At 64.0% G+C, this 21204-nt stretch carries 16 protein-coding genes and 1 pseudogene; 7 read left to right on the forward strand and 10 right to left on the reverse strand.

Going from position 1 to position 21204, the window contains the following annotated elements:
- Positions 1-877: 877 nt before the first annotated feature.
- From QWU43_RS04190 to QWU43_RS04200, 3 genes and pseudogenes are all read left to right on the forward strand, one after another.
- A pseudogene (locus tag QWU43_RS04190) lies at positions 878-1273 on the forward strand (AMP-binding protein); the annotation flags it as partial.
- Positions 1274-1832: 559 nt separating this feature from the next.
- A complete protein-coding gene (locus QWU43_RS04195; protein ID WP_370917211.1) occupies positions 1833-2528 on the forward strand; it encodes a phosphopantetheine-binding protein in 696 nt (231 codons plus the stop codon).
- Positions 2465-3211, forward strand: a complete 747-nt coding sequence (locus QWU43_RS04200) for a condensation domain-containing protein (RefSeq protein ID WP_370917212.1) — start codon at positions 2465-2467, stop codon at positions 3209-3211. Before QWU43_RS04195 ends, QWU43_RS04200 begins: the two co-directional genes overlap by 64 nt.
- A gap of 299 nt (positions 3212-3510) precedes the next feature.
- Here the strand turns inward: QWU43_RS04200 and QWU43_RS04205 are convergent, their stop codons facing one another.
- From QWU43_RS04205 to QWU43_RS04225, 5 genes are all read right to left on the reverse strand, one after another.
- Complete coding sequence (locus QWU43_RS04205) at positions 3511-3783, reverse strand: hypothetical protein (protein ID WP_370917213.1); 273 nt, start codon at positions 3781-3783, stop codon at positions 3511-3513.
- Between the two features lie 861 nt (positions 3784-4644).
- Positions 4645-7032: a sensor histidine kinase gene (locus tag QWU43_RS04210; protein ID WP_370917214.1), complete on the reverse strand. Its 2388-nt coding sequence runs from the start codon at positions 7030-7032 to the stop codon at positions 4645-4647.
- A gap of 549 nt (positions 7033-7581) precedes the next feature.
- Positions 7582-8232 carry a DUF3239 domain-containing protein gene (locus QWU43_RS04215; protein ID WP_370917215.1) on the reverse strand — a complete coding sequence of 217 codons (651 nt, stop codon included), beginning with the start codon at positions 8230-8232 and terminating at the stop codon, positions 7582-7584.
- Between the two features lie 55 nt (positions 8233-8287).
- A complete protein-coding gene (locus tag QWU43_RS04220) occupies positions 8288-9949 on the reverse strand; it encodes a DNA repair helicase XPB (RefSeq protein WP_370917216.1) in 1662 nt (553 codons plus the stop codon).
- 93 nt (positions 9950-10042) lie between these two features.
- Positions 10043-12418, reverse strand: a complete 2376-nt coding sequence (locus QWU43_RS04225) for a helicase-associated domain-containing protein (protein ID WP_370917217.1) — start codon at positions 12416-12418, stop codon at positions 10043-10045.
- 64 nt (positions 12419-12482) lie between these two features.
- Between QWU43_RS04225 and QWU43_RS04230 the strand changes: the two genes are divergently transcribed.
- Positions 12483-12674 carry a hypothetical protein gene (locus QWU43_RS04230; RefSeq protein ID WP_370915345.1) on the forward strand — a complete coding sequence of 64 codons (192 nt, stop codon included), beginning with the start codon at positions 12483-12485 and terminating at the stop codon, positions 12672-12674.
- Positions 12675-12879: 205 nt separating this feature from the next.
- Here the strand turns inward: QWU43_RS04230 and QWU43_RS04235 are convergent, their stop codons facing one another.
- Positions 12880-13530 carry a resuscitation-promoting factor Rpf1 domain-containing protein gene (locus tag QWU43_RS04235; protein WP_370917218.1) on the reverse strand — a complete coding sequence of 217 codons (651 nt, stop codon included), beginning with the start codon at positions 13528-13530 and terminating at the stop codon, positions 12880-12882.
- Positions 13531-14191: 661 nt separating this feature from the next.
- On the opposite strand from QWU43_RS04235, the gene QWU43_RS04240 reads away from it, so the two are divergent.
- Positions 14192-14581: a cold-shock protein gene (locus tag QWU43_RS04240; RefSeq protein WP_370915343.1), complete on the forward strand. Its 390-nt coding sequence runs from the start codon at positions 14192-14194 to the stop codon at positions 14579-14581.
- A 9-nt stretch (positions 14582-14590) separates the two neighbouring features.
- Here the strand turns inward: QWU43_RS04240 and QWU43_RS04245 are convergent, their stop codons facing one another.
- Both QWU43_RS04245 and QWU43_RS04250 read right to left on the reverse strand, forming a co-directional pair.
- On the reverse strand, positions 14591-15124 hold the full coding sequence (locus tag QWU43_RS04245) for a DUF2771 domain-containing protein (RefSeq protein ID WP_370917219.1): 534 nt from the start codon (positions 15122-15124) through the stop codon (positions 14591-14593).
- Positions 15125-15133: 9 nt separating this feature from the next.
- A complete protein-coding gene (locus QWU43_RS04250) occupies positions 15134-15961 on the reverse strand; it encodes a glutaminyl-peptide cyclotransferase (RefSeq protein WP_370917220.1) in 828 nt (275 codons plus the stop codon).
- Positions 15962-15970: 9 nt separating this feature from the next.
- On the opposite strand from QWU43_RS04250, the gene QWU43_RS04255 reads away from it, so the two are divergent.
- Complete coding sequence (locus QWU43_RS04255) at positions 15971-16765, forward strand: DUF3027 domain-containing protein (RefSeq protein ID WP_370917221.1); 795 nt, start codon at positions 15971-15973, stop codon at positions 16763-16765.
- Here QWU43_RS04255 and QWU43_RS04260 read toward each other — a convergent pair.
- Together QWU43_RS04260 and QWU43_RS04265 are read right to left on the reverse strand one after the other, a co-directional pair.
- A complete protein-coding gene (locus QWU43_RS04260) occupies positions 16762-17352 on the reverse strand; it encodes an aminotransferase class IV (protein ID WP_370915339.1) in 591 nt (196 codons plus the stop codon). The two genes, QWU43_RS04255 and QWU43_RS04260, sit on opposite strands and share 4 nt — an antisense overlap.
- Before the next feature lie 110 nt (positions 17353-17462).
- On the reverse strand, positions 17463-19412 hold the full coding sequence (locus QWU43_RS04265; RefSeq protein ID WP_370917222.1) for a chorismate-binding protein: 1950 nt from the start codon (positions 19410-19412) through the stop codon (positions 17463-17465).
- A 220-nt stretch (positions 19413-19632) separates the two neighbouring features.
- On the opposite strand from QWU43_RS04265, the gene QWU43_RS04270 reads away from it, so the two are divergent.
- Entirely contained in the window at positions 19633-21120 is a 1488-nt protein-coding gene (locus tag QWU43_RS04270; protein WP_370915337.1) for an NCS2 family permease, read from the forward strand.
- Positions 21121-21204 lie beyond the last annotated feature (84 nt).

Genomic DNA, 21204 nt, shown 5'->3' on the forward strand with positions numbered 1-21204 from the left:
TGAGTATGGATTGGGGCACCGGCCTTTGGGTGGTTGACAGGAATGTCGACCACCCGGGGGCCGGTGTTTTGTCATATTCACCACCAAAAGGCGGGGTGGTTGTTTATTGCCGCTCTAGGGGCGGCGTTCCCGCGTCCGGAGTTCCCGGCGAATAACCGGCTACACAGGGTGAAATAGTGGCTGGTTCCACGAGGTATGGGGCCACCGGTCGGCATCCGTGGAGACTGGAGCACCATTAGTGCTACCCGGTCACAAACCGGGGTCAGGAAGCGGAACATATCCCGGTACGCTTCAGAATGGGTGAGGCACAGGTAGACCATCAAGATGGTCAATGTCGACAACCTCGCTCCTCATGCGAAGCAGGTCATGTCCGGTACCGCCCATCCCATTCTGGAGCAATGTATGTAATCCACCCCGTCCGCTTTTTAGGCATCCCTCATAGCGCTTTTTCACAGCCTACGACAGCAGAATCCCGACCCACCGCGGTTGTCTCCGGCGAGCGTGGTGAACGCCGGAGCATGTCACGGGGCGAACTCGCCGGCCGGGTGCGGACGCTCGCCGAGGAACTCCGGGCCTTCGACGGGCGCATCGCCATCGGGAGAACCCACAACCGCCCTACCTCGGCAACCGTCATCGCGCTTCTCGCACGTCTAGAGGCGAGCAAGAATTTCACCGTGTGGAACGCCAGGCGGTCCGACGGTCTCCTGCGGGATGGCGACGCGTGTGCCTTCATCGAGACAGAGGACAGCCTCGCGGTGCACGGCCTCCCGAACCTGCCGTCGTCCCCTCCCGACCCCGGTGACTATGTCGTGTTCAGCTCCGGGACCACCGGGCGCCGAAGGGAATCATCGGCTGCGGACGCGGACTCGCGGAGTTCATCACCTGGCAGACCGACACCTTCGGTATCGGTCCCGGCGACCGCTGCGCCTGCTTGACGCCGCCCACCTTCGACGTGTTCCTCAGGGACGAACTGATTCCCCTCAGCAGTGGCGCGACACTCGTCCTCCCCGGCGACGACGATGTGCGTGACCCGGCTGCGTTTCTCGCCGCCGAGAGCATCACCGTGTGCCACATCGTTCCCAGTCTCGCGGCACGGTGGCTGCGACGGGCGCAGGGCACCTGGGAATCGCTCCGGTTGGCCTTCTTCACCGGCGAGCCGCTCTACGCCCGACATGTGGTGGCCCTGCGTCAGTTCGCACCGAACACGCGGGTTATCAACCTCTACGGCCCGAGCGAGACGACCCTGGCGAAGTTCTTCTCCGACGCAACCGAATGGTGCGACGACGGCGTGTGCCCCGTCGGTGTGCCGCTGCCGGGCACCCGCTACCGGCTGCAGGCCGGGGAAGTTCACATCGGCCCGCCACTCGCCCTGAGCGGCTACCTCCACCGGGAGGATCCGCACTTCTACCGCGACGACGATCGCTGGTGGTTCGCCACCGGCGATCTGGGCTACGACAGCGGTGCGGGCCTCGTCATCGAGGGCCGGACGGACCAGCAGGTGAAGATCGCCGGCGTGCGGGTCCACACCACAGACGTCGCGGCCGTCATAGCCGCCTGCAGCGGTGTCGAGAACGCCGCGGTCCTACCGGTCGCGGACGAACTGGGCACCCACCTGGCCGGTTTCGCCCAGGCCCGGATGCGTACCGCGGAGCAGATCCGGGAACAGCTCGTGGACCGTCTCCCCGCCACCCACCTTCCCGCGAGACCCATCGTCTGCGGGGACCTGCCGTTGACCGTGCGGGGAAAAACTCGATCGGGCAGCCCTCCGGGATCTCCTCACGCACGCCACCCACGAGCCCGGAGACGCCGACGACAGGGGCGATCCCGAGCTCGTGCATGTTGTGGCCGACGCAGCCTCGCGGGCACCGGGAGTGCCGTTGGCCGCTGCAGACGACTTCTTCGCTGCCGGTGGCACGTCCCGGGAAGCCACGACGTGGGTCGCGAAGCTTGCATCCGCGGGCATCTCGGTGAGCCTGCGCGACCTCTTCGAGAAACGCACCCCGCAGGCGGTGGCCGCCGAACGGGAGGCTTCCCGCGTGCCACGTGGAGACAGTGTTCCCTTCGTCGGTCGGCTCGGAGCTACGGCACGGCAGCGGCGCTACACCCGCGTCTACCTGCCCCGGGGCAAACGCAACTGGGCCAACATGACTTCCGGTGTGCCGCTGGGCGAAGAGAGCACCGCCGACGCCGCCGTTCACGAGCTCATTGCGCGACACGACAGTCTCCGCGCCATCGTAGACACGAGCAAAGGCGAACAGGTCTTCCTTCCGGTTGCCCAGTGCACGATTCCTCCGATAGAGCAGCTCACCGCCCGCGAGTGGGAGAGCGTCGTGTCGACCCCAATCGACGTCGGACAGTGGCCGCCGCACCGCTGGGCCATCCGACGGGGAACTCCGCTGGGTCATCCGACGGGGAACTCCGCTGGGTCATCCACCACTTGTTCAGCGACGGCCACAATCAGTCGGTGCTGCGGCGGGAACTCGGCGCACTTCTCGCGGGACACGCACTGCCGCCACGTGTGGGGTTGAGCTACGCCGACTTCTCCCGCGTCGAGCCCCGCCCGGACCGGGATTCCTGGTGGGAGGAACAGCTGCGCGATCCGCCACAACTTCCCGTGCACCTGGACGCCCGCCATGCGCAGCAGGGTGTCTGGCGGGCCGTGCGCCCCATCCCGGATTCTCTCCTGGCCGCGGGGCGCGCGCGTGGCATCACCCCGTTCCAGGGCGTGATGCTGGGGCTGTTCGCCAGCCTCATGAAGCGCACAGGTCGGGATGACCTCCTCATCGGCACGCCCGGGCACGGGCGAACCGTCCCCGGCGTCGAGGACACTGTCGGCAACTTCATCAGCCTCGTTCTCGTGCGCCTACGCGCGGGAGAACTCGTGCCGTCGATCCTCCAGGATCGCCTTCTCGGAGCGCTCGAGCACCAGGACTACCAGTTCGACCGGGGGATGGACGATCTGGGGCAGGAAGAATGCGAGGACCGTTTTCCTGTCACGGGTTTCTTCGCCTCCCACATGGAGATCGGCTCGGAGCCGGTTGTGGGCGTCCACCCCATGGAGGGCGACGTCAAGTTCGACGCCATGGCCTACGTGCTGCGGCACGGCGGGGAACACTGGCTGGAGATCCAGGCCCGGCGCAGCATCTTCAGTGCCGAGGAACTGGATACGCTGCTGAGGGACGTTCTGGCGGGTTGGAAGGACCATTGCTGAGCAACGCGGGCTGACCGGATGAAGCCGGTGCTCCGGTCATCGGCGTTCAGCCGTTCCCATGAACTCCTCTCACCCGGCCGCAACCGTCATGTCGGCGGCTCATCGCCCCACATCACAAACCGCCGCAGCTTCCCCTGAAAGACGAATCATCAGAGATGGCCCACCCGCTGATCCCGGTGCTCCGGTTTTACCGGCATGATGGCGATCCGTGGACATGATGAAGCCCACGCGCCGGAACACCGGGCGTGGGCTATCCGGTCGGCAGCTGCGAGGGCGGGGTCCGCCGCGGACGCTCATGTCTACGGGACGAGACCGAAGTACAGGAAGGTGAGGTATCCGTAGAAGGTCGCCGTGAAGATCCCCTGGAGGACGAGTAGCCAGCTGCGGAGTCTCACTGCGGCGACAAGTGCGACAAGGCCTGCAACGGGTGAGTATATGAAGATCAACTGATAGCTGTTGTCGATACGTAACGCGCAGAACGTGATTGCCGGGAGTGCGAGGATGAGCAGCCACGCGGTAGCCAGCAACCACCTCGGTTCAGTTTCTCCGTAGAAGGACGACTTGTTTCTCATCTGATTCTCTCCTTCCATCAGATTGTCCACGTGCACCGGACAGTGAGCGATCCGGTGTCACATGGGCGGCTTCCCGAAGCCCCGGTCTCGCCGTTCATCGGCCCCGACATCTGTCGTTCGGGACGTCTACCGCATAAAACTGTACGGCGTGCATATTTTCTCCTCGGGGTCGGATGGCGGTGCCGGGCGGCCCGGTGCCGCTTCTCTCCGGGATGTACCTTCGCGGGCCGTTGATCGGCTCAACCCGACACTCCCGTCCCGGTGCTCCCGCAGGCGCTGTCCCACCCGCGTGTACTCCTGCGGTTCCAGTGGGGGAGCGGAAGGTGAAGCCAGAGCAGCGACGGTCCCTGCTGTTGTTCTCTCATGTCGGACCGCTCTTGCATCGGTTTCGGGCGGTGATGTGCCGACGCCTGTACCGCTCGTACGGTCGTCCTTTCGTACCGCGTACGCGGTCGGGGAGTTTTCGGCGATCTCTGGGATCAGTTCGGTGTCCCGGGCACAGCTGCCGTCGCTGTCGTCGTGGCCGCAGCAGCGGTCATGGCGCGCCTGCACGCGGTACCGGGAACGTCCGACGAGGCACCCCGACACTTTGTCCGGAAAGGACCGGTGCGGACAGGACCCGGGTTTCCCGGGATGCGGAGATGACCTCGCCGTGCCGGTTGACGGGGGGACGGGCTTGAAAAGGCGCGCCGTTCCGAGAGACACACCCGGCCACGCCGCCTCCACACAGGGGGCTCGTCGCCCGGTAGCGGCCCCCCACCATCAGAGGCGTCGTCCAGAAACTGTGATCAACCAGAATGAGGGCGGGTACGTGTCCGTTTACCAGGCCCGGCGCAGCACTGTGCGCCACCGAGGTCCCGGCTACGTCGATTGTTCAGGCTCCGACTCCCTGCGGTTCCTGATCGTATGGCAGACCGTCCCGGAAGGCGTCTCCGTCAGTATGGTCGCCGCCAGTTCCCGGCCCCTCGGCATGAGCCGCACGGTTACCCTTCCTCGGTCCGTTGATCTCAGGATGTCCGCCGCCAGCGAGCAGGCTTCATCGACTTCGGGTGGGCGCTCCGGGTGATCGACGGTTGTCCGGTGGAAGATTCTCGCCGGGGTGAGATCATCGAGCAAGGTGACCTTGACGCCCCGCTTCCGTGCATTCCACACCTCCCGGGTGAGATCGGGAACGTCGAGGAACGGGGATCTGATTGAATCACGGAGCCGCATCTCGAGGAGACGCGCATTGCGTGTCCTTTCCTGCAACGGCAGATCATCCGGCAAGGCGAATGCGATCATCGCTTTCACCCATTCGCAGTTCCGTCGGAGATATCCGGTGTGGGTACCTGCCCGGTGCTCGGCTTCGTCATGCTTCAACGCATCTTTCGTCGCGATCGGGAACTGGCTCGTCGCTCTTTTGATCAACAGCGGAACCAGTGCGCCGGCGAAGATCGTCGGGAATACGTTGAGGATGCTAAACAGAGCCGGTGCGTCCACCGTCGCTCCTGCTGCACGTGCCGCCGTGACGATCACGACGACGCATCCAAACGTTGCTGCGGCAGTTCCGCCACGCCTTCGGATAGCGAGGAGAGGGAGAATCGAATGCAGGGCGTAGAACCACCAGTGGGTGGGCCACGGCATGTCGTGCCCGGCTCCCATCATCAGGCCGCTGACGCTCATGATTAGGGTGCCCGTAACTGTTGCACACGTCGCGGGTATCGATAGCTTGAACTCCCGTCCGGTCATGATCGCCGCGACTGCGATCCCGAAACCGATCGTCGCGACAATCTGCGCCGGGTGGTTGGTGTACTGGTGCCGCTCGGTCCACTGCATGCTCATGAACGTCATGGCGATGCACCCCGCGAACCACGGACTGTACGTGACGTGTCGGCCGGTGAGGCGTTCGAGTGGTGGGAACCTGAACGGGTCGCGGGGCTGTTCCGCAGGCATCCGGGTGTACGTGTCGGCGCTCCATCCGATCGTCACGGTCACCCCTTTTCCCGGTGCCGATTCGATGTCGACGATTCCGCCCTTCGTCGTCTGCAGACGACTGAATATGCTGAGGCGGAGCCCCGCCCTGTCGTCCGGAATCCTCCTGATGTCGAAGCCGGGGCCGTCATCGCTGTAGCGGACGGTTAAACCACGCAGACGGTCGTCGCTGTGGGTGACAATGATCTCGCACCGGCGTTGGGCGTCCGGTGCATGTTTCGCGGAATTGAGTGCAGCTTCGCGGAGAGCGTCACAGATCGCCGCCGCCGCCGAAGCCGGTAGGGTCACCGCGGTGGACGGCACAGGCGTCGATGTCACCACGGTTCTCGGATCGAAGATCGTCACGATTCGCAGCATCTCATCCATGAGCTCACGGACCGCGACCGGAGCGCCGCCCGGGTACGGCACACCGTCGGGTGACAATCTTCCGATGATCTGTTCAGTACCGATCCCGGGGTTGCCCCGGGCGACGGAGCCAAGCAATGTGAGGACGTTGTCATGCACGTGGGCCAGAAACTGGGTCTCTGTCTCCCTCAGCGTCCGGGACCCGGCGTTCAGCAGCGCGGCGCGGTGCAGCGACGCAACGCGGGCGTCGAGTCGCCGGGCGGTGCTGGTTGCGTAGGCGAGAAACACGAGGAACGGAAAAGTAATGATCTCACCGTGGGCGATCGCGAGAAGGAAGTGGCTACCGAGGGGGATCGTGTTGTTCAGGAGTGTGGAGGCGGCGATGATGATCGCCCCGAAAGCGTATCCGAGCGGTGGCCGGAGTGAAGCGGCGAAGAACACGGCGGGAAAACCGGAATAGTCCTCCATATGGAGGTCGCCGAGCGGAGAACTGCCGTACACCGCCTTCAACACAATGTGGGTGCTGATGATGGCGGTGTATCCCGTGGCGGAGAGGACCATCAGCTGCCGGTAGCGTCTCGGATCCGGGCTGAAAAACACCAGCAGGGGAAGCGAAGCACAGATCAGGAGAGTGGCTGACGCTGCGAGTGATCCGCTGAAGCTTCCCGTCGAGAGTTGTCCAGCGACTTGGTTCCCGGTTCTGCTGAATACCAGAGCCAGGATCCAGGCGGCACTCGTTGCGGAAGCGGTGACCCGCAACACCGCGGCCTCCGCCCGGCGTCCACTGGTCAGATGTCCGAAAGGACTCTGCGCGCTATCTCCGATAGCTCGGGTGGGAGCAGGGACAAATGGAGGATCGACGTCCGGGGCGTGGGTATCAGCCCCCCGGCTGTCGGTGATGCCGGATTCCGGGATGCTCGTTGATCCACTCATGCCGTATCCCCCCACCGGTCGTGGTTCATGGGCGAGCTCCATTCACGGTGAAACTCCTGAGCTGGCGGCATCCGGGAAGGGTGTATCCGCTATTAGTTTTAGTGTCCTATCGAGCTCACTGGAACCCCATACTTTCAAGGGGCCTCGAGCGGCCGCACAGTGGATGACTGTTCGGGGTCACCGGGTATCAACGGGAGGCCGGTGCCCGAGGAGAGAGAGGATGGGACCGTTCAGGTGTCCTCCTGCGCCCTGTGGCGATGCCGACCTTCTCTCTCCGGGCACGGTGGTGTCGCCGCACTCGTCGCTACGGTCGTGCATCAGCTGCGGGATGCGTCCCCCGGTTGGACGAGCTTGTCGTGTGGGTCGACCGATCCCGGACAAGTTGCCGATCTCGCGCTGATCCCGTGATCGGAGGATGCGAACCGGTCGGAGACACCAACCAAGTGGTCGAATCCGGACCCGAATGGGCGATCTTTGAGATCGAACACTGCCGTGGTCCGGTGGCCAGGGGCCGGATGGTTGAACCGGGCAATGCTCCGGGCCCGGAAGTCAGTCGAGAACGAGCAGGTCTGCGGGGGTCTCGCGGACCTCGGCGAGGCGATCGACGGACTTCTCCAGGCGTTTCCACTGAGCCGCCGGGATGGCGTCAGCGGCCCGGCCGATCACACCCCTGTCTGGTGTCGCCCAGGAAATCGGCATCGGGGTGACCTCGCTCCAGTGTTCTCTGTCCGAGAGATGCCGTTGCCCGGACACCGCCACCGACGGGACCCGTTCGCCGACCTTTCGCGGGTGGCCCGCGAGTCTGGTGACCGTTCGCGCGGCGAGTGCCCACCGGGGTTTATCGTTCTCATCCACGGTTGTGTTCACCAGAGCGAGCAGTACGAGGTCCCGTTCGTTAACCTTTGCGACGACCGCGGGAACGAGGGGATAGCGGTCGTAGAGTTCCTGCGCGGTGCCGACCTTTCGGGGCAGGACGAACATCATGCCGAAGCTCACCACGGCCATCACGGCCAGGGCGATCACCATCATCCAGACCCACGGCTGCCCACCGAAGTACCACAGGATCCCGGCTGCGACGGCTACCTGGATCAGACCGAAGACACCCGCAGAGACCACGAGGCGACGGGAATCCCGGAACAGTTCATTGTTCGTCTTGCTGTGGTTCTCGTCGACGGTGAAGGGGAAGTCGGTTGCGCTCATCGCGTGGATTACCTTCCGTGGTTGGAATCGGTTGCGGGTGCCGTCCGTTGCCAGTCTAGATGCCGGATCCCGGCAGATCGGCTGCGTCCATGATGCGGTAGGCGTAGCCCTGCTCCGCGAGGAAACGCTGCCGGTGTGCGGCGTATTCGGTGTCCAGGCTGTCGCGGGAGACGACCGAGTAGAAGTGAGCCTCACCTCCGTCGGCCTTCGGCCGCAGCAGCCTACCGAGGCGCTGTGCCTCCTCTTGTCGGGAACCGAAGGTACCCGACACCTGGATGGCGACTGCGGCCTCCGGCAGGTCGATGGAGAAGTTCGCGACCTTACTGACGACGAGGACATCGATCTCCCCGGCACGGAACGCGGCGAACAGTTTTTCCCGCTGCTTGTTCGAGGTGCTGCCCTCGATGACGGGGGCGTCGATGGTCTGACCGATCTCCTCCAGCTGGTCGAGGTACGCACCGATCACCAGCGTCGGTTGGCCCGCGTGCTGTGCCAGGAGCTTGCGGATGACCCGCATCTTCGAGCCGGCGCACGCCGCCAGCCGGTACCGGTCGGCGGCCTCCGCGGTGGCGTAGGCCATACGTTCGGCGTCGGTCATGGTGACACGGACCTCGACGCAGTCCGCGGTGGCGATGTAGCCGCGCGCCTCGATGTCCTTCCACGGTGCGTCGAAGCGTTTCGGGCCGATGAGGGAGAAAACGTCGCCCTCACGGCCGTCCTCGCGCACGAGGGTCGCGGTGAGTCCGAGTCGCCGTCGGGACTGCAGATCGGACGTCATCCGGAACACCGGCGCCGGGAGCAGATGGACCTCGTCGTAGATGATCAGTCCCCAGTCCCGGGAGTCGAACAGCTCGAGTGCCCGGAACTCGCCCTTGGTGCGACGGGTGACCACCTGATAGGTCGCGATCGTGACTGGGCGGATCTCCTTGACCTCCCCAGAATATTCGCCAATCTCGTCGGCGGTGAGGGACGTTCTGCGGATCAGTTCGTCGCGCCACTGGCGCCCAGCCACGGTGTTGGTCACGAGGATGAGGGTGGTGGCCTTAGCCTTCGCCATGGCTGCGGCACCGACCATCGTTTTCCCCGCACCACAGGGGAGCACGATTACGCCGCTGCCGCCAGCCCAGAAAGCTTCGGCGGCCTGAGCCTGGTAATCCCGTAGTTCCCAGTGGTCCTTCTCGGTGGATAATTCGATCGGGTGTGCTTCACCGTCGACGTATCCGGCGAGATCCTCGGCGGGCCAGCCGACCTTGAGGAGCTCCTGTTTCAACCGACCTCGTTCACTAGGATGGACGGTGAATGTGGTGTCATCGATGCGCTCACCGAGCATCGGGGCGATCTTCCGGTGCCGGATGAGTTCCGCCAGGATCGCGGCCTCCTCCGATTCCAGGGTGAGTCCGTGCGCCGGATCTTTGTGCAGGCGTACCCTGCCGTAGCGGCTCATGGTCTCCGCGACATCGATGAGCAGTGCCTGCGGGACAGGGAATCGGGAGTAGGTTTCCAGCATATCGACGACCTGTTCCGCATCGTGTCCCGCGGCGCGGGCGTTCCACAGTGCGAGAGGCGTGATCCGGTAGGTGTGTACATGCTCCGGAGCGCGTTCCAGTTCCGCGAACGGGGCCAGCGCCGAGCGGGCCTCGTCGGCCTTCTCGTGCCCGGTCTCCAGCAGTACGGTTTTGTCCGACTGCACGATGAGTGGGCCGTCTCCGATGGGCACAGGCGTCCACGTCCTCTCCAGTTTCACGGGTATATCCCCGGTGCGGGGTCAAACCACCATTATTGCATTGATGGAATTCTCGTGCGGGTGTGGTCAGTCGTCCCCCAGAATCACCTCGGTGATGCGGTGGATGAGGAAGCGCTGGGTCTCCCCGGTGTCCTCGTCGACGGCGTCGACCTGCCCACCGGACACCATCACCGGGGTGACCCGGCGGTACCCCGACTGCCCGTGATTGTCGACGAACCCGAGAGTCACCGTACGATTCGACCGCGCCGCGGCTTGGAGGATACCTAGTGCCTGTGCTCCCTGCACCGTGCGTCCGGTGCCATCCGTGGCGGTACGCCCCGTGCGGGCTGCATTCTGAGCTGCCTCACCCCGTCGTATTGTCTCCACCACATCGCGAATACTCCCGGGGGCCAGGGGGGTTGAAGGGCGGGCACCTCTGTTTTCCGTGCGTACCCGTGAAGGACGTGCACGGAGGTCGAGGCTGGCTCCCGTAGCGGATTCTGCGACGGGTTGGAACCCTTCAGCCCGGAGCGCATCGAGAACCTGGATGAGTGGTGCCTGCGCAACGGCGACGGTGGGAGCGACCAGTCTCAGGGCGACTTTCTGCGAGCCAGGAGCCTCGGCAACCTGCCGGAGAAGTGCCTCATCATCGCAGCGCAGGTAGCACAGTGCGGGGCCGCCACGAAGGGCCCCGTGGCGGCGGGCCACGTCGGTGATGAGGTAGTCGATGTTTTGCGGCAGGTCCCCGAGTGTGTGCTGGTCGAGCAGGGCCCGGATGTCGGAGCCGCTCCGCCCCGCGTCCAGAGCGCGTCGGATAGAGTTCTCGGTGATCCGGAAGACACTGGCCATCCCCGCCGATTCGATGTCTCCGGCGAGGGTCAGCTCGAATTCCAGTTCGGGGGCAAGAGGGCCGGGGGCCAGGATCGTCATGTCACCCTGCGCAATGAGTGTGTCGACGGGTGCAGGGATCACCGATTCAGCCGCGGTGACGAGTGCCGGGGCCGGGGATTCGGCTTCGGAATCGGCACCAATTCTCATCAGCGCCCGGAGCGGCGTCGTGGCGATACCGTGGCCGAGTGCTCCGACCCAGGTTGCCTCGGAAACGATTTCGCAGACGGTTCCCGGCCGGATCCTGCTGGCGGGTACCGGCGCGGTGAAGCGAAGATCCTCGTCCAGTTCACCAGCAGCCAGGGCAATACCTTCAGGCGGGCGGACGAACTGTGCCATCACCAGTTGTCGGACACCGGGGAGTCCCTGGTACTCGGTCGCGGTGGAGAGAAGATGGATGGTTCGGCCGCGGGTGTCGGTGCGCCCCATACGCCAATGGGCCCAGACGGATCCGGCCCAGCCGTCGAGGAGAATCGACCAGCGGATTGCCGGTGGAGCCGCGAGCCAGCGATCTGCGTCGGGGGTAGGGGCCAGGAGCTCGCCACCTGGGTCGTCGGATGGGGCAGGGTCCGGCTCACCGCGGCCCAACAGCCCGGCGGAGACACCGAGACAGACCAGACGGTGCACCGTTTTCTCGTCGCAGTCCAGGTCGCGTGACAGCCTGGTGAGTGAGCGGACACCGATTCCGCCCTCCTTCAGACACTGGACGGGCTGATCACCGAGAATTGTTATCAGACGTCGTATGAGGCGTGTCACCTCCATACCCGCTGCAGCCCCCTCGTCATCGGCCTTTCGTTGAGCTCTTGGATCAGCGATGAGACCTCCGTCCGGGGCGGTACGGGGAGAAGGGAGAAGCGGCTGAGGAGTGACACCGGTGCCGTCGAGAAGGCCCCGCACGATTGCGGGCATCTTGACCGTCCTGTTGTCCACCCGAAGGAGTAACCCCGCGGCGATGAGTCGGGGTACGGGCCGGTCAGGATCAGCATCGGGCGCGGCATCCTTGGTCAATCCGAATCCGCCGGATGCGACCAACGTGTCGAGGATTCGTCGTTCGCGGGGAGAGAGCTCAGTGATCCTGGCCCGGGCTGTTTGCTCGTCGAGGGGCGTGGTGCGTCCGGCAGGATCGGGAAGAAGCTGCCAGTTTGCCGGAAGCGAGGACATGGCTTCTCCCGTGACGCGAAGGCGATCAGGTGTTCCGTGGAGGAGTGCCCGCTCGATCAGCTCGATGAGGGTGTCGGACACGGTATCCGCGTCTATTTGTGCCGGATTCTCCGCCGTGTTGAGTCGTCCGGTGACCAGCTCGACCACATCGGGGGCGGACACCGGATGGAGTTCACCCCCGAGTACAGCGACTGCCTCGAGGACCATGAGCTGCAGTGCCGTCAGGTTCGCCGTCGCCCGGGCGACCGATGCCCGAAGTTGGAGGCGGGCTGCTAAGGCACCGATTCCGGGAGGCAGTGGCCACGCGGTGTCGGGTCGGTGGGAGAGGATTCGGGTGAGGAGGTCGTCGTCGACCCCCGAGAGCCACTGACTGAACGTGGGGCCTGAATCTGGAGCGGAGGCAGGTGTTTTCATGGTGACGCCAAGTTTAGAGGGTCATAAGGTGACTTTTCTGCGCCCCGTTTGAGAGAATGGGGCCATGTCGAAAATGGAAAAGAAAAGCTACGTCGATCCCGGCTGGCCGGAGCATGTCCCCGGGGGTGGACATCCGGTGACTGAGCTGGTCTCCAAGGTGGACGGTGCATCGAGTCCGTACGGTGACGAGATGGTTTTCCCGCGCCCCGTGGAGGAACTCGGCTACGTCCATCCCTATACGCGGGTCAATCGCTAAGAACGGTACTTTCCCGTCCGGCCCAGCCGGAGAATGGCTCCATCGATACGTGGTGTGAGTCAATCTCCGGCACTTCGTGCTACCCGGGTTCTGCCGGAGACGGGATGACGTCCGCCAGATACACCTGAAGCCGCCGGGCGAGAAGAACACGTGGGGTGCGTGCACTCGCCTGGCGGCTTCAGGTGTATCGCCGATGAAGGGGGAGTCAGCGTCCCAGCAGGAACTCGATGTTGTCCCGGTTGGCACTGTAGAAGGCTTCGAAGTTGCCTCGGTTCGCCTGGTAGAAGGCGGTGAGTTCATGAGGTACAGGCAGTCCACGGTCACGCAGAGCGTTCACCAGGGCGTTGTATAGCGCATCAACTGGGATGACATCGCTGGAACCTGCGACGGGCTCCTCGATGACGGTGGCTTCAGCGTTGAACTCCGCGGGTGCGGGGATCACCGGCGCAGCGATGGAAGGAGCCTCCGGGGCGGGAACGCCACGGTGCGTGTTCGGGGCGGAGTTCAGACCGAGTCGGGCGGAGCAGGCGGGCCAGGCACCCCAGCCCTGTCCCGCTAGGGTCTTCTCGGCGATGGCGATCTGCTGTTCACGGGTGGCCTGGTGCGGCAGTGGTGCGAACTGGTCGCCACCGTAGGCGCGCCAGGTGCCCGGGGTGAACTGGAGTCCGCCGTAGAAGCCGTTTCCGGTGTTGATACCCCAGTTTCCACCGGCCTCACACTGTGCGAGCCGGTCCCAGTCGGAGTACGGGGCAGCGGACGCGGTGGGCGCCAGAATGGATGCTGCCGTCCCGACAGCCACGGCGGATGCCGCGAGCCGGGTCATGCGGGAGGGAGTCTGCTTTGCGTGATGGGCCATGAAGTCTTTCGTTTCCTCTCGGTCATCGCTTGTCGGGCTGCCCCGGCTACCATGTCTGGTGCCGATACCGGGTTCTACCGGTGATGGCAGCTCCGCCCCTGTCCTCGCTGTGTTCAGTTCGACGGTCCAGCGCCGCACCTGAAGTGGCGGCGCGAGGTGGGCTGGTTGATCTCGTGGGAATCCACAGGCCCCGACGTGAGTTACCACGCCATCGGTTGTCCCGGACAGGGGGTGCGATGGGCTCGACGGGCGTGGTGGTAGGGCCTACGCTCAGCAACGGTACTGGTTTATAACGAAACTGTCACGTTCCGGACGCGAAAAAATGTCGGCTACGCGTCCGTGAGTCGATGAAACAGCAGGTGAGCGGATTGGATACGGTTGGGTCACAATTTTTATCCAGCCTGGCAAATATCGAGGATCAGCTCTCATCGCCTTGGTGATACATACTGGATGGGGTGCGGTTCTGCTGGTATCTTCCGCTTTGTTGTGTCCCGGGGGAGGGAGCGGGGTCACGGCAGTGCCTATCGGGGTATATTAGCTTCTTTACGTGATGCTCGGGTGACGGTGGGGCGGCATGGTCGGCAGAATGACGGGATCCCCTGTCGTCGGCGGGTCCCCGCGCCGGGCTCCCTCCCAGCGCTCAATGAAAGGGTGAGGTCCAGTGCCTATCGGCAAAGTCAAGTGGTATGACACGGAACGCGGTTTCGGCTTCGTATCCAATCCGGGCGACGAGGACTGCTTCGTGGGAAAACAGGTGCTTCCTGACGGAGTTGAGGAACTCCACCCGGGTCAGCGAATCGAGTTTGATTTCGCAGCGGGGCGTCGTGGTCCGCAGGCGCTCCGGGTGAAGGTCCTCGACACCCCCCGCGTGGTCCGGCGGCCCCAGCACAAGTACCAGCCGGAGGAACTCCATGGAATGATCTCCGACCTGGTCACACTTCTGGAATCGAAGGTGCAGCCCGATCTTCGTACGGGTCGCCGACCTGATCGGAAGACCGGTCGGCAGGTGGCCGAGATCCTCCGGGCTGTCGCCCGGGAGCTCGATTCCTGAGGTTTCTGCTCAGGGTTGGGCGTTGATGGACCAGACGACACGGACGGGGCTGGGATGCCCGTCCTTGTCGGTCCCGATTTGAGGTGAGGCTACCTCAACCACCAGGAGCCGGGCGTCGGTTGACTCATCTTCCGAACCGTCCTTGAGCTCCGCGGACCCGTCGATCTCTACCTCCCGGGTACTGTTGCCCGGGTAGAGGCGCTGGTCGTTGGCTGCGGGATTGTCGTAGATCATGAGTACTGAGAAATCATGGTCGTACACCTCGGGGGGGAGGGTGACCGTGAGCGTTTCCTCTGCACCGACCGCGAGATCGGTTACCTCCCCTTCAGGACAGAAGACGTCGATCTCGCAGGCACTGTAGGGCCGTACGATCACCTCCCTGTCTCCGACGGATGCCTGGAGGGTGATCTCCTGGGGCGGCGGGCCCGGGCGGTCGTTCCACCAGCGTTGGAACAACACCGACACCGCGACCACGATGATCACCGCGATGATGAGGATGATGAACTGCCGGAGATTCTTGCCTCTGTTCCTACGTTCTGCCATGTCCGCAGTCTATCGGTCCGTGGTCGGTGACTCCGTGAGCGTCACCTCGTAGAGGGTGCCCCACCGCTTACCGGTGAGCAGGAGGCGGTTGGTGCCCGGTACCTGTGCGATGCCGTTCAGAACGTCATCCGGGTCCGTCGGGTTCGCGTCTCTGAGCCCTGAAGCGTCTATCACCGCAGTCACTGCACCGTCGTCCAGATCAACCCGGACGATGGTCGTAGTCGTCCAGACGTTCGCCAGAACGGACCTCCGTCCATTGGCCTCGACGCATTCGAGCTCATTGAGCCGATCCATGGGTTCACCCGACAACGTGACCGGGATACGTGAGAGTTCCCGTAGATCGTCCGGATCGAGCAGCCGCAGGTGGTCTGTGCCGTCGGACATGACGACGGTGTCGCCGAAGGAGCAGAGACCCCACCCCTCGCCAGGGTAGGACGTCCGCCCGATTTCCTCGAGGGTGTCGCGGTCGCGCTTGATCGCCGTCCCGTCCCGCCAGGTCAGTTGCCAGATCGCCGTGCCTGTGTCGGTGACCCCCTCCCCGAAATACTCGGGTGGCAGGTCCACGGAGCGGATCTCCGTGCCATCGAGATCGGATGTGTACACACGGGACTCACCTGTGATTCCCGTGCCGACGAGAAGTCGTTCACCGTCGTACTCCAGCCCTTGGGTGAAACTGTCCCCGGCCATCGGGTACTGCGCGACGGTCTCCACCCCGAAGTGGTCCAGACCATGTTCCCGGAGAATGACCGGAGCAGGATCCGGGGTGCAACCGACGAGGGTCAGGCACAGTGTCGTCGCAGTGACAGTGACGCTTCGTGACCACATGAGAGGGGACATTCGTCCATCATGCATCAGATACCGGATAATGGTCGGGTGCCGAAGAGTAATCATCGCCGAAGCCGATCCTCCCGCCGGACACGGGAACGGAAGAGTGACCCCCTGCTCGGAGCCGGAGCTATCGCTGTCGCACGCGACGCTGTTGTCGGTCTCGGGGAAGGCGGAGTTGGAATTCATCTCGGTGTGAGCCGGATCGGGGCACACTCTGCCGCGCATCGGTTCGCCGCTGATGTGCCCGGTTACGGTGGATGGGAATGGGTCGCTGTCGTCGCCTGCGCCCCGAACTCGGAGTACGTTACCGTCAACGAAGTTGCGTTGCAGCCAGGCAGAGATGCACTACGGGCTCCAGACTGGGTGCCTTACGCTGAGCGAGTTCGCCCCGGCGACCTTGGCCCAGGTGATGTCATGCCGCCGAGGCCCGACGATGAACGCCTCGTCGACGCCACGGAACTTGTCGGGGCTACGGATTCCGAGCGTCCCGCGATTCCGTGTCAACGCACGGACAAACGCCTCACCCGACGTGGACTCGATGATGCTCTCCACAGATGGCGGGGGAGTGACTTCGGGCCGACCAGCGAGTTCGCTCAGCGTGCGGCGCTGCACTGCGGCAGTTGCGCCTTCTGGATTCCACTGCCCGAAAATGCCGTCGCCAACTTCGGGGTGTGCACCAACGAGTACGCGGCTGATGGACGTGTCGCACACTCCGGCTACGGATGTGGTGCCCATTCGGACACTCCGCCGGCGGATACCCTCGGAACCCCGGAAGGCGAAGTTTTCGACGACGAATACACCGTTGAACTCTAGACCCGGATCGCGGTGGACCAGAGCTGTGCCGATACTCCGGACATTCCGTTCGGTCCGGCTTCGACGGCATCCGGCGCCGGAATCAGCCCACGTTCAGTTACCCAGCCGGTGACCGCGCGAACCCCGGAGAATGCGTTGAGCAGCCATACCTGGGACCTCATGAGCTCTCGAGGACGGATCCGGGTTTCCTCCGTGACAGGCCACCCCGATCCCCGGAGAAGGGTGCACACCCCGTCAGCCGTCGTCGAACGTAGAGAACGCGGATGCCGGATCAGTGTCGCGCGGCCTGGACCAAGTACCAAGATCGTGGAGTAGACGGCTTCGATGACGAAACCGGCGTCATCATGTAACAATCCCTCATCTGCCCCGCGGTCTCGGGATTGCATCAGACAATCTGCGAGCCAGTCCAGGTCCGGCCCCTTTATTGTCGGTTGGGTACGTAGATCCCGGTGTCCGATGGCGTCAACCGTGATGAGTTCATGGAACTCCCGATCAGGTCGGATCAGCACCGATGGGCCGCCAACCCCCACGGAAACCAACGGGTTGAACGCGCCTGAACCTGCAGTTCGCAGAGTCGATCGGATCACGGATTCGTCTCCGTCCGACAACCATGGCCGGAGTCTCTCCATGTGTGCATGCCAGCAGCGGACGCGGCCGTCTATCATCCGGAACGACGTCGATACACGTTCCGGCCAGGTCACAGATCAACCTCTGAGATGCCGTGTTCCAGCAGAAGACGAAAAGGTAGGGTCTTCACCAGAACCTCTTCCCACTCTGCTGCCGGATCAGACAACCGGGTCACCGCGCCACCGGCCCCGTAGTTCAGGCTCCGACCGTGGACGGCCACCGTGCGGATGAGTACGGACAGATCCAGATCCCCGGTTGCGGAGATCCAGCCCATGCACCCCGAGTACACACCCCGTGGTGTGCCTTCCAGCTCCGCGAGAATGTCCATGCTGCGCTGTTTCGGGGCGCCGGTCATTGACCCCGGAGGAAACGCCGCTAGCGCAGCATCGAGGCTATTCGCGTTGACGGGGAGCCTGCTGGAGATGGTCGAGATCATCTGATGAACCTTGTCGAAGGTGTGGACCGCACACAGTTCAGGAACGGTGATGGTACCGGGGATGCAGCTCCGGGCGAGATCGTTTCGGAGCAGATCGACGATCATCATGTTCTCCGCACGGTCCTTCGTGCTTGACGCGAGTTCGTCGGCCAGTCGCGTATCTTCCTCCGGTGTCGCACCCCGTGGACGGGTTCCCTTGATCGGAGATGCAGTCATCACTCCTGCGGTGACGGTGAGGAAACGCTCCGGGGACACTGACAACACCGCGAAGTCAGGTGTGATCAGTACTCCGGCCCTCGGTGCCGCTGCCAGGCGCCGGAGGCGGAGAAATAAGGCGAACGGATCCGGGGCATCGGCGAGTTCCGCGGATGCGGAGGTGGTGAGACAGAGCTCGTAGGACTCGCCGCACTCGATGTAGCGCTGACAGCGTTCAACCATTTCACGGTATGTCGCGGCATTGTGGCGCATACGGATTCCATCCACGACCGTGGGCGCCGGGGGGAGGGGATCTGGGGGGCGGACACGGTGCGCTGGGATGAGTTCCCCGAAGTGGCTTTCCGGGAGATCCGCCGGAACCGTCAGATGGGCGCCGCCGGGGCCACACTGGTACAGCACCTCGGGTACGAGCAGTTGCTCACTCCCGTCGACCTCGGTTACCTTCGCACCGTCCCACCCTCCGGAAGCTTCGTAGGTTAGAACCCCGAACGCGCCGGGAACGATGTCCGGGTGAGCGGGGGAACTATCCTCGGTGAGTTTCCCGTCGGGAATACCGGAAGGATGGACCAGGTGATGCCCGGCTGCGACGATGCCTGGGGCTTCGGGATCGTCAGGGAGATCCCGAACGGCGGTCGTCTCAGCGATCACAGGTTCGGATGCGGCACCGTCGAGCCACACGAGTACGGGATAACGGCTTCGCCAGAATTCCGCGACCCGGCGGGCGGATGGCGGGTGCGGAACCGGTATCCGGCGCCAGCATCGCGTCTCAGTTCCGGAGGACGGCGTCCCGTGCCGTAAGGCGAGTGTGACCATGTTTCGGAGCAACGTGACACCGTGGTCCGTGCCGATGGACTCGGGATGAAACTGCACACCCCACTGAGGAGCATCGGTCCGGCGGAGAGCCATGATCGTTCCATCATCGGCGCGGGCCAGCACCTCCACATTCGGTGGAGGAGCGGTCACATCCAGGGAGTGATAGCGCACAACCTCAATGGGGGAGGGAACCCCGGTGAAGATTCCTGTGCCGTCGTGAGTGACCCTGCTGACCAGACCATGCCTGGGATGCATCGCGCGTTCGACGTTCGCTCCCGCAGCCAACGCGATGGCCTGGTGCCCCAGACAGACTCCGACTACGGGGACTCGGTTCTGGCCGATCGCGGTGGCGGACGCACCGAGATCATCGGGTGAATGGGGTGATCCGGGGCCCGGTGAGATGACGACCACATCAGCTCCCGCGATGAGCTCGGGGGTAACTCGGGGGGAGTTGTTCGACAGGATATGGGGAGCTACACCGGTGGCCCGGTGAATGAGGTCGCCGAGCAGATGCGTGAATGAATCGTGGTTGTCTATCAGCAGAATTGTTGTCACAGTCAGGTCCGTAAGGTCGGGGCGTGCTCGCCGTGTGCACCCGGGGCGGCTCACCCCGATACGGTCATCTCGTCGAATCAGGCCCGGTACTGCATGAAGTCCGGTTGCCCATCGGCGCGTGCCGGTGCCATTGTATCCGTGGCACAGCTTTCCTTTGCCCGGTTGGACGGGAGGGCATGTGACATCCCTGACCGTACTGACGGAAAGACACCCTACACTCATGACCGAGAGCACCGGCGGCATCACCGCTGCCGCGCCGCAGACGGACCAGTCCGACGGCGCACTCGACCGTTTCTTCCACATCACCGCCCGCGGGTCAAGCGTGGGCACCGAGATCCGGGCCGGCGTGGTCACCTTCTTCGCCATGGCCTACATCATCATCCTGAACCCACTGATCATCGGCACCACCGCCGACGTCAACGGTGACACCCTGGGTATCCCACAGGTGGCTGCGGTGACGGCCCTTGCGGCCGGTGTGATGACCATCGCCTTCGGCGTGATCGCCCGCTACCCCTTCGGTATCGCCACCGGACTCGGGATCAACACCCTCGTCGCGGTGACCTTGGTGGCCACAGAAGGTCTGACCTGGCCCGAAGCCATGGGCCTCGTCGTTATTGACGGCATAATCATCGTGATCTTGGCGGTGTCCGGTTTCCGCGTCGCTGTCTTTGAGGCGATACCGCACTCCCTGAAGGCCGCGATGGGCGTCGGTATCGGCCTGTTCATCGCGCTCATCGGGCTCGTCGATGCGGGCTTCGTACGTCGCATCCCGGATGCCGCGGGTACCACGGTACCTGTCGGCCTCGGTATCAATGGATCGATTGGGTCATGGCCGACCTTCGTGTTCTGTGCAGGGCTGGTCATCTGTGGTGTCCTGGTCACCCGACGGGTCCGTGGTGGTCTGTTCATCGGAATCCTCACCACCACGGTCCTTGCGATGATCGTCGAGGCACTCACAGACTCCGGCCCGTCGTTCGTCGATGGGAAACCGGTTCCCACAGGTTGGTCCCTCGCCGTTCCAGCGCTCCCCGACAGCGTGGGCAGTGCACCCGACCTGTCGCTGGTTGGAGCGGTTGACCTCATCGGCGCCTTCAGTCGCATCGGAGTGCTCTCCGCATCGCTGCTCGTGTTTACCCTGGTCCTGGCAAATTTCTTTGATGCGATGGGTACCATGACCGCGCTGGGTAAACAGGGACGCCTGGTTGACGCTGAGGGCAACCTTCCGGACATGAAGCGTGCGCTGATCGTCGAGGGCGCCGGCGCCGTCGTCGGTGGTGGTGTCTCAGCATCGTCGAACACCGTCTACATCGACTCGGCTGCAGGTATCGCTGACGGTGCCCGAACGGGACTGGCGAACGTGGTCACCGGTGTCCTGTTTCTTGCCGCGATGTTCCTCACTCCGTTGTATGAGGTCGTCCCGATCGAGGCGGCTGCCCCGGTGCTCGTCGTCGTTGGTGCGATGATGATGGGGCAGGTCGTGGACATTGATTTCACGAAGTTCCACGTCGCACTTCCAGCGTTCCTCACCATCGTGATCATGCCGTTCACCTACTCGATCGCCAACGGCATCGGTGTGGGCTTCATCGCCTACGTGCTGATGTCCCTCGCCAGCGGCCGCGCGAAGAAGGTGCACTGGTTGCTGTGGCTGATCTCCGTACTCTTCATGATCTACTTCACCATTGATCCGGTGATCCACGCCATCGGGTGACGGCTCCGTCCGGACCCCACGAGGCGCCGACCCCCGGCCAGTTTCCCCGGAGGTCGGCGCCTCTGTGTGTCCCGGCGGGCACAG

Source organism: Corynebacterium sp. CCM 9204 (genome assembly GCF_041357695.1).
GTDB lineage: Bacteria > Actinomycetota > Actinomycetes > Mycobacteriales > Mycobacteriaceae > Corynebacterium.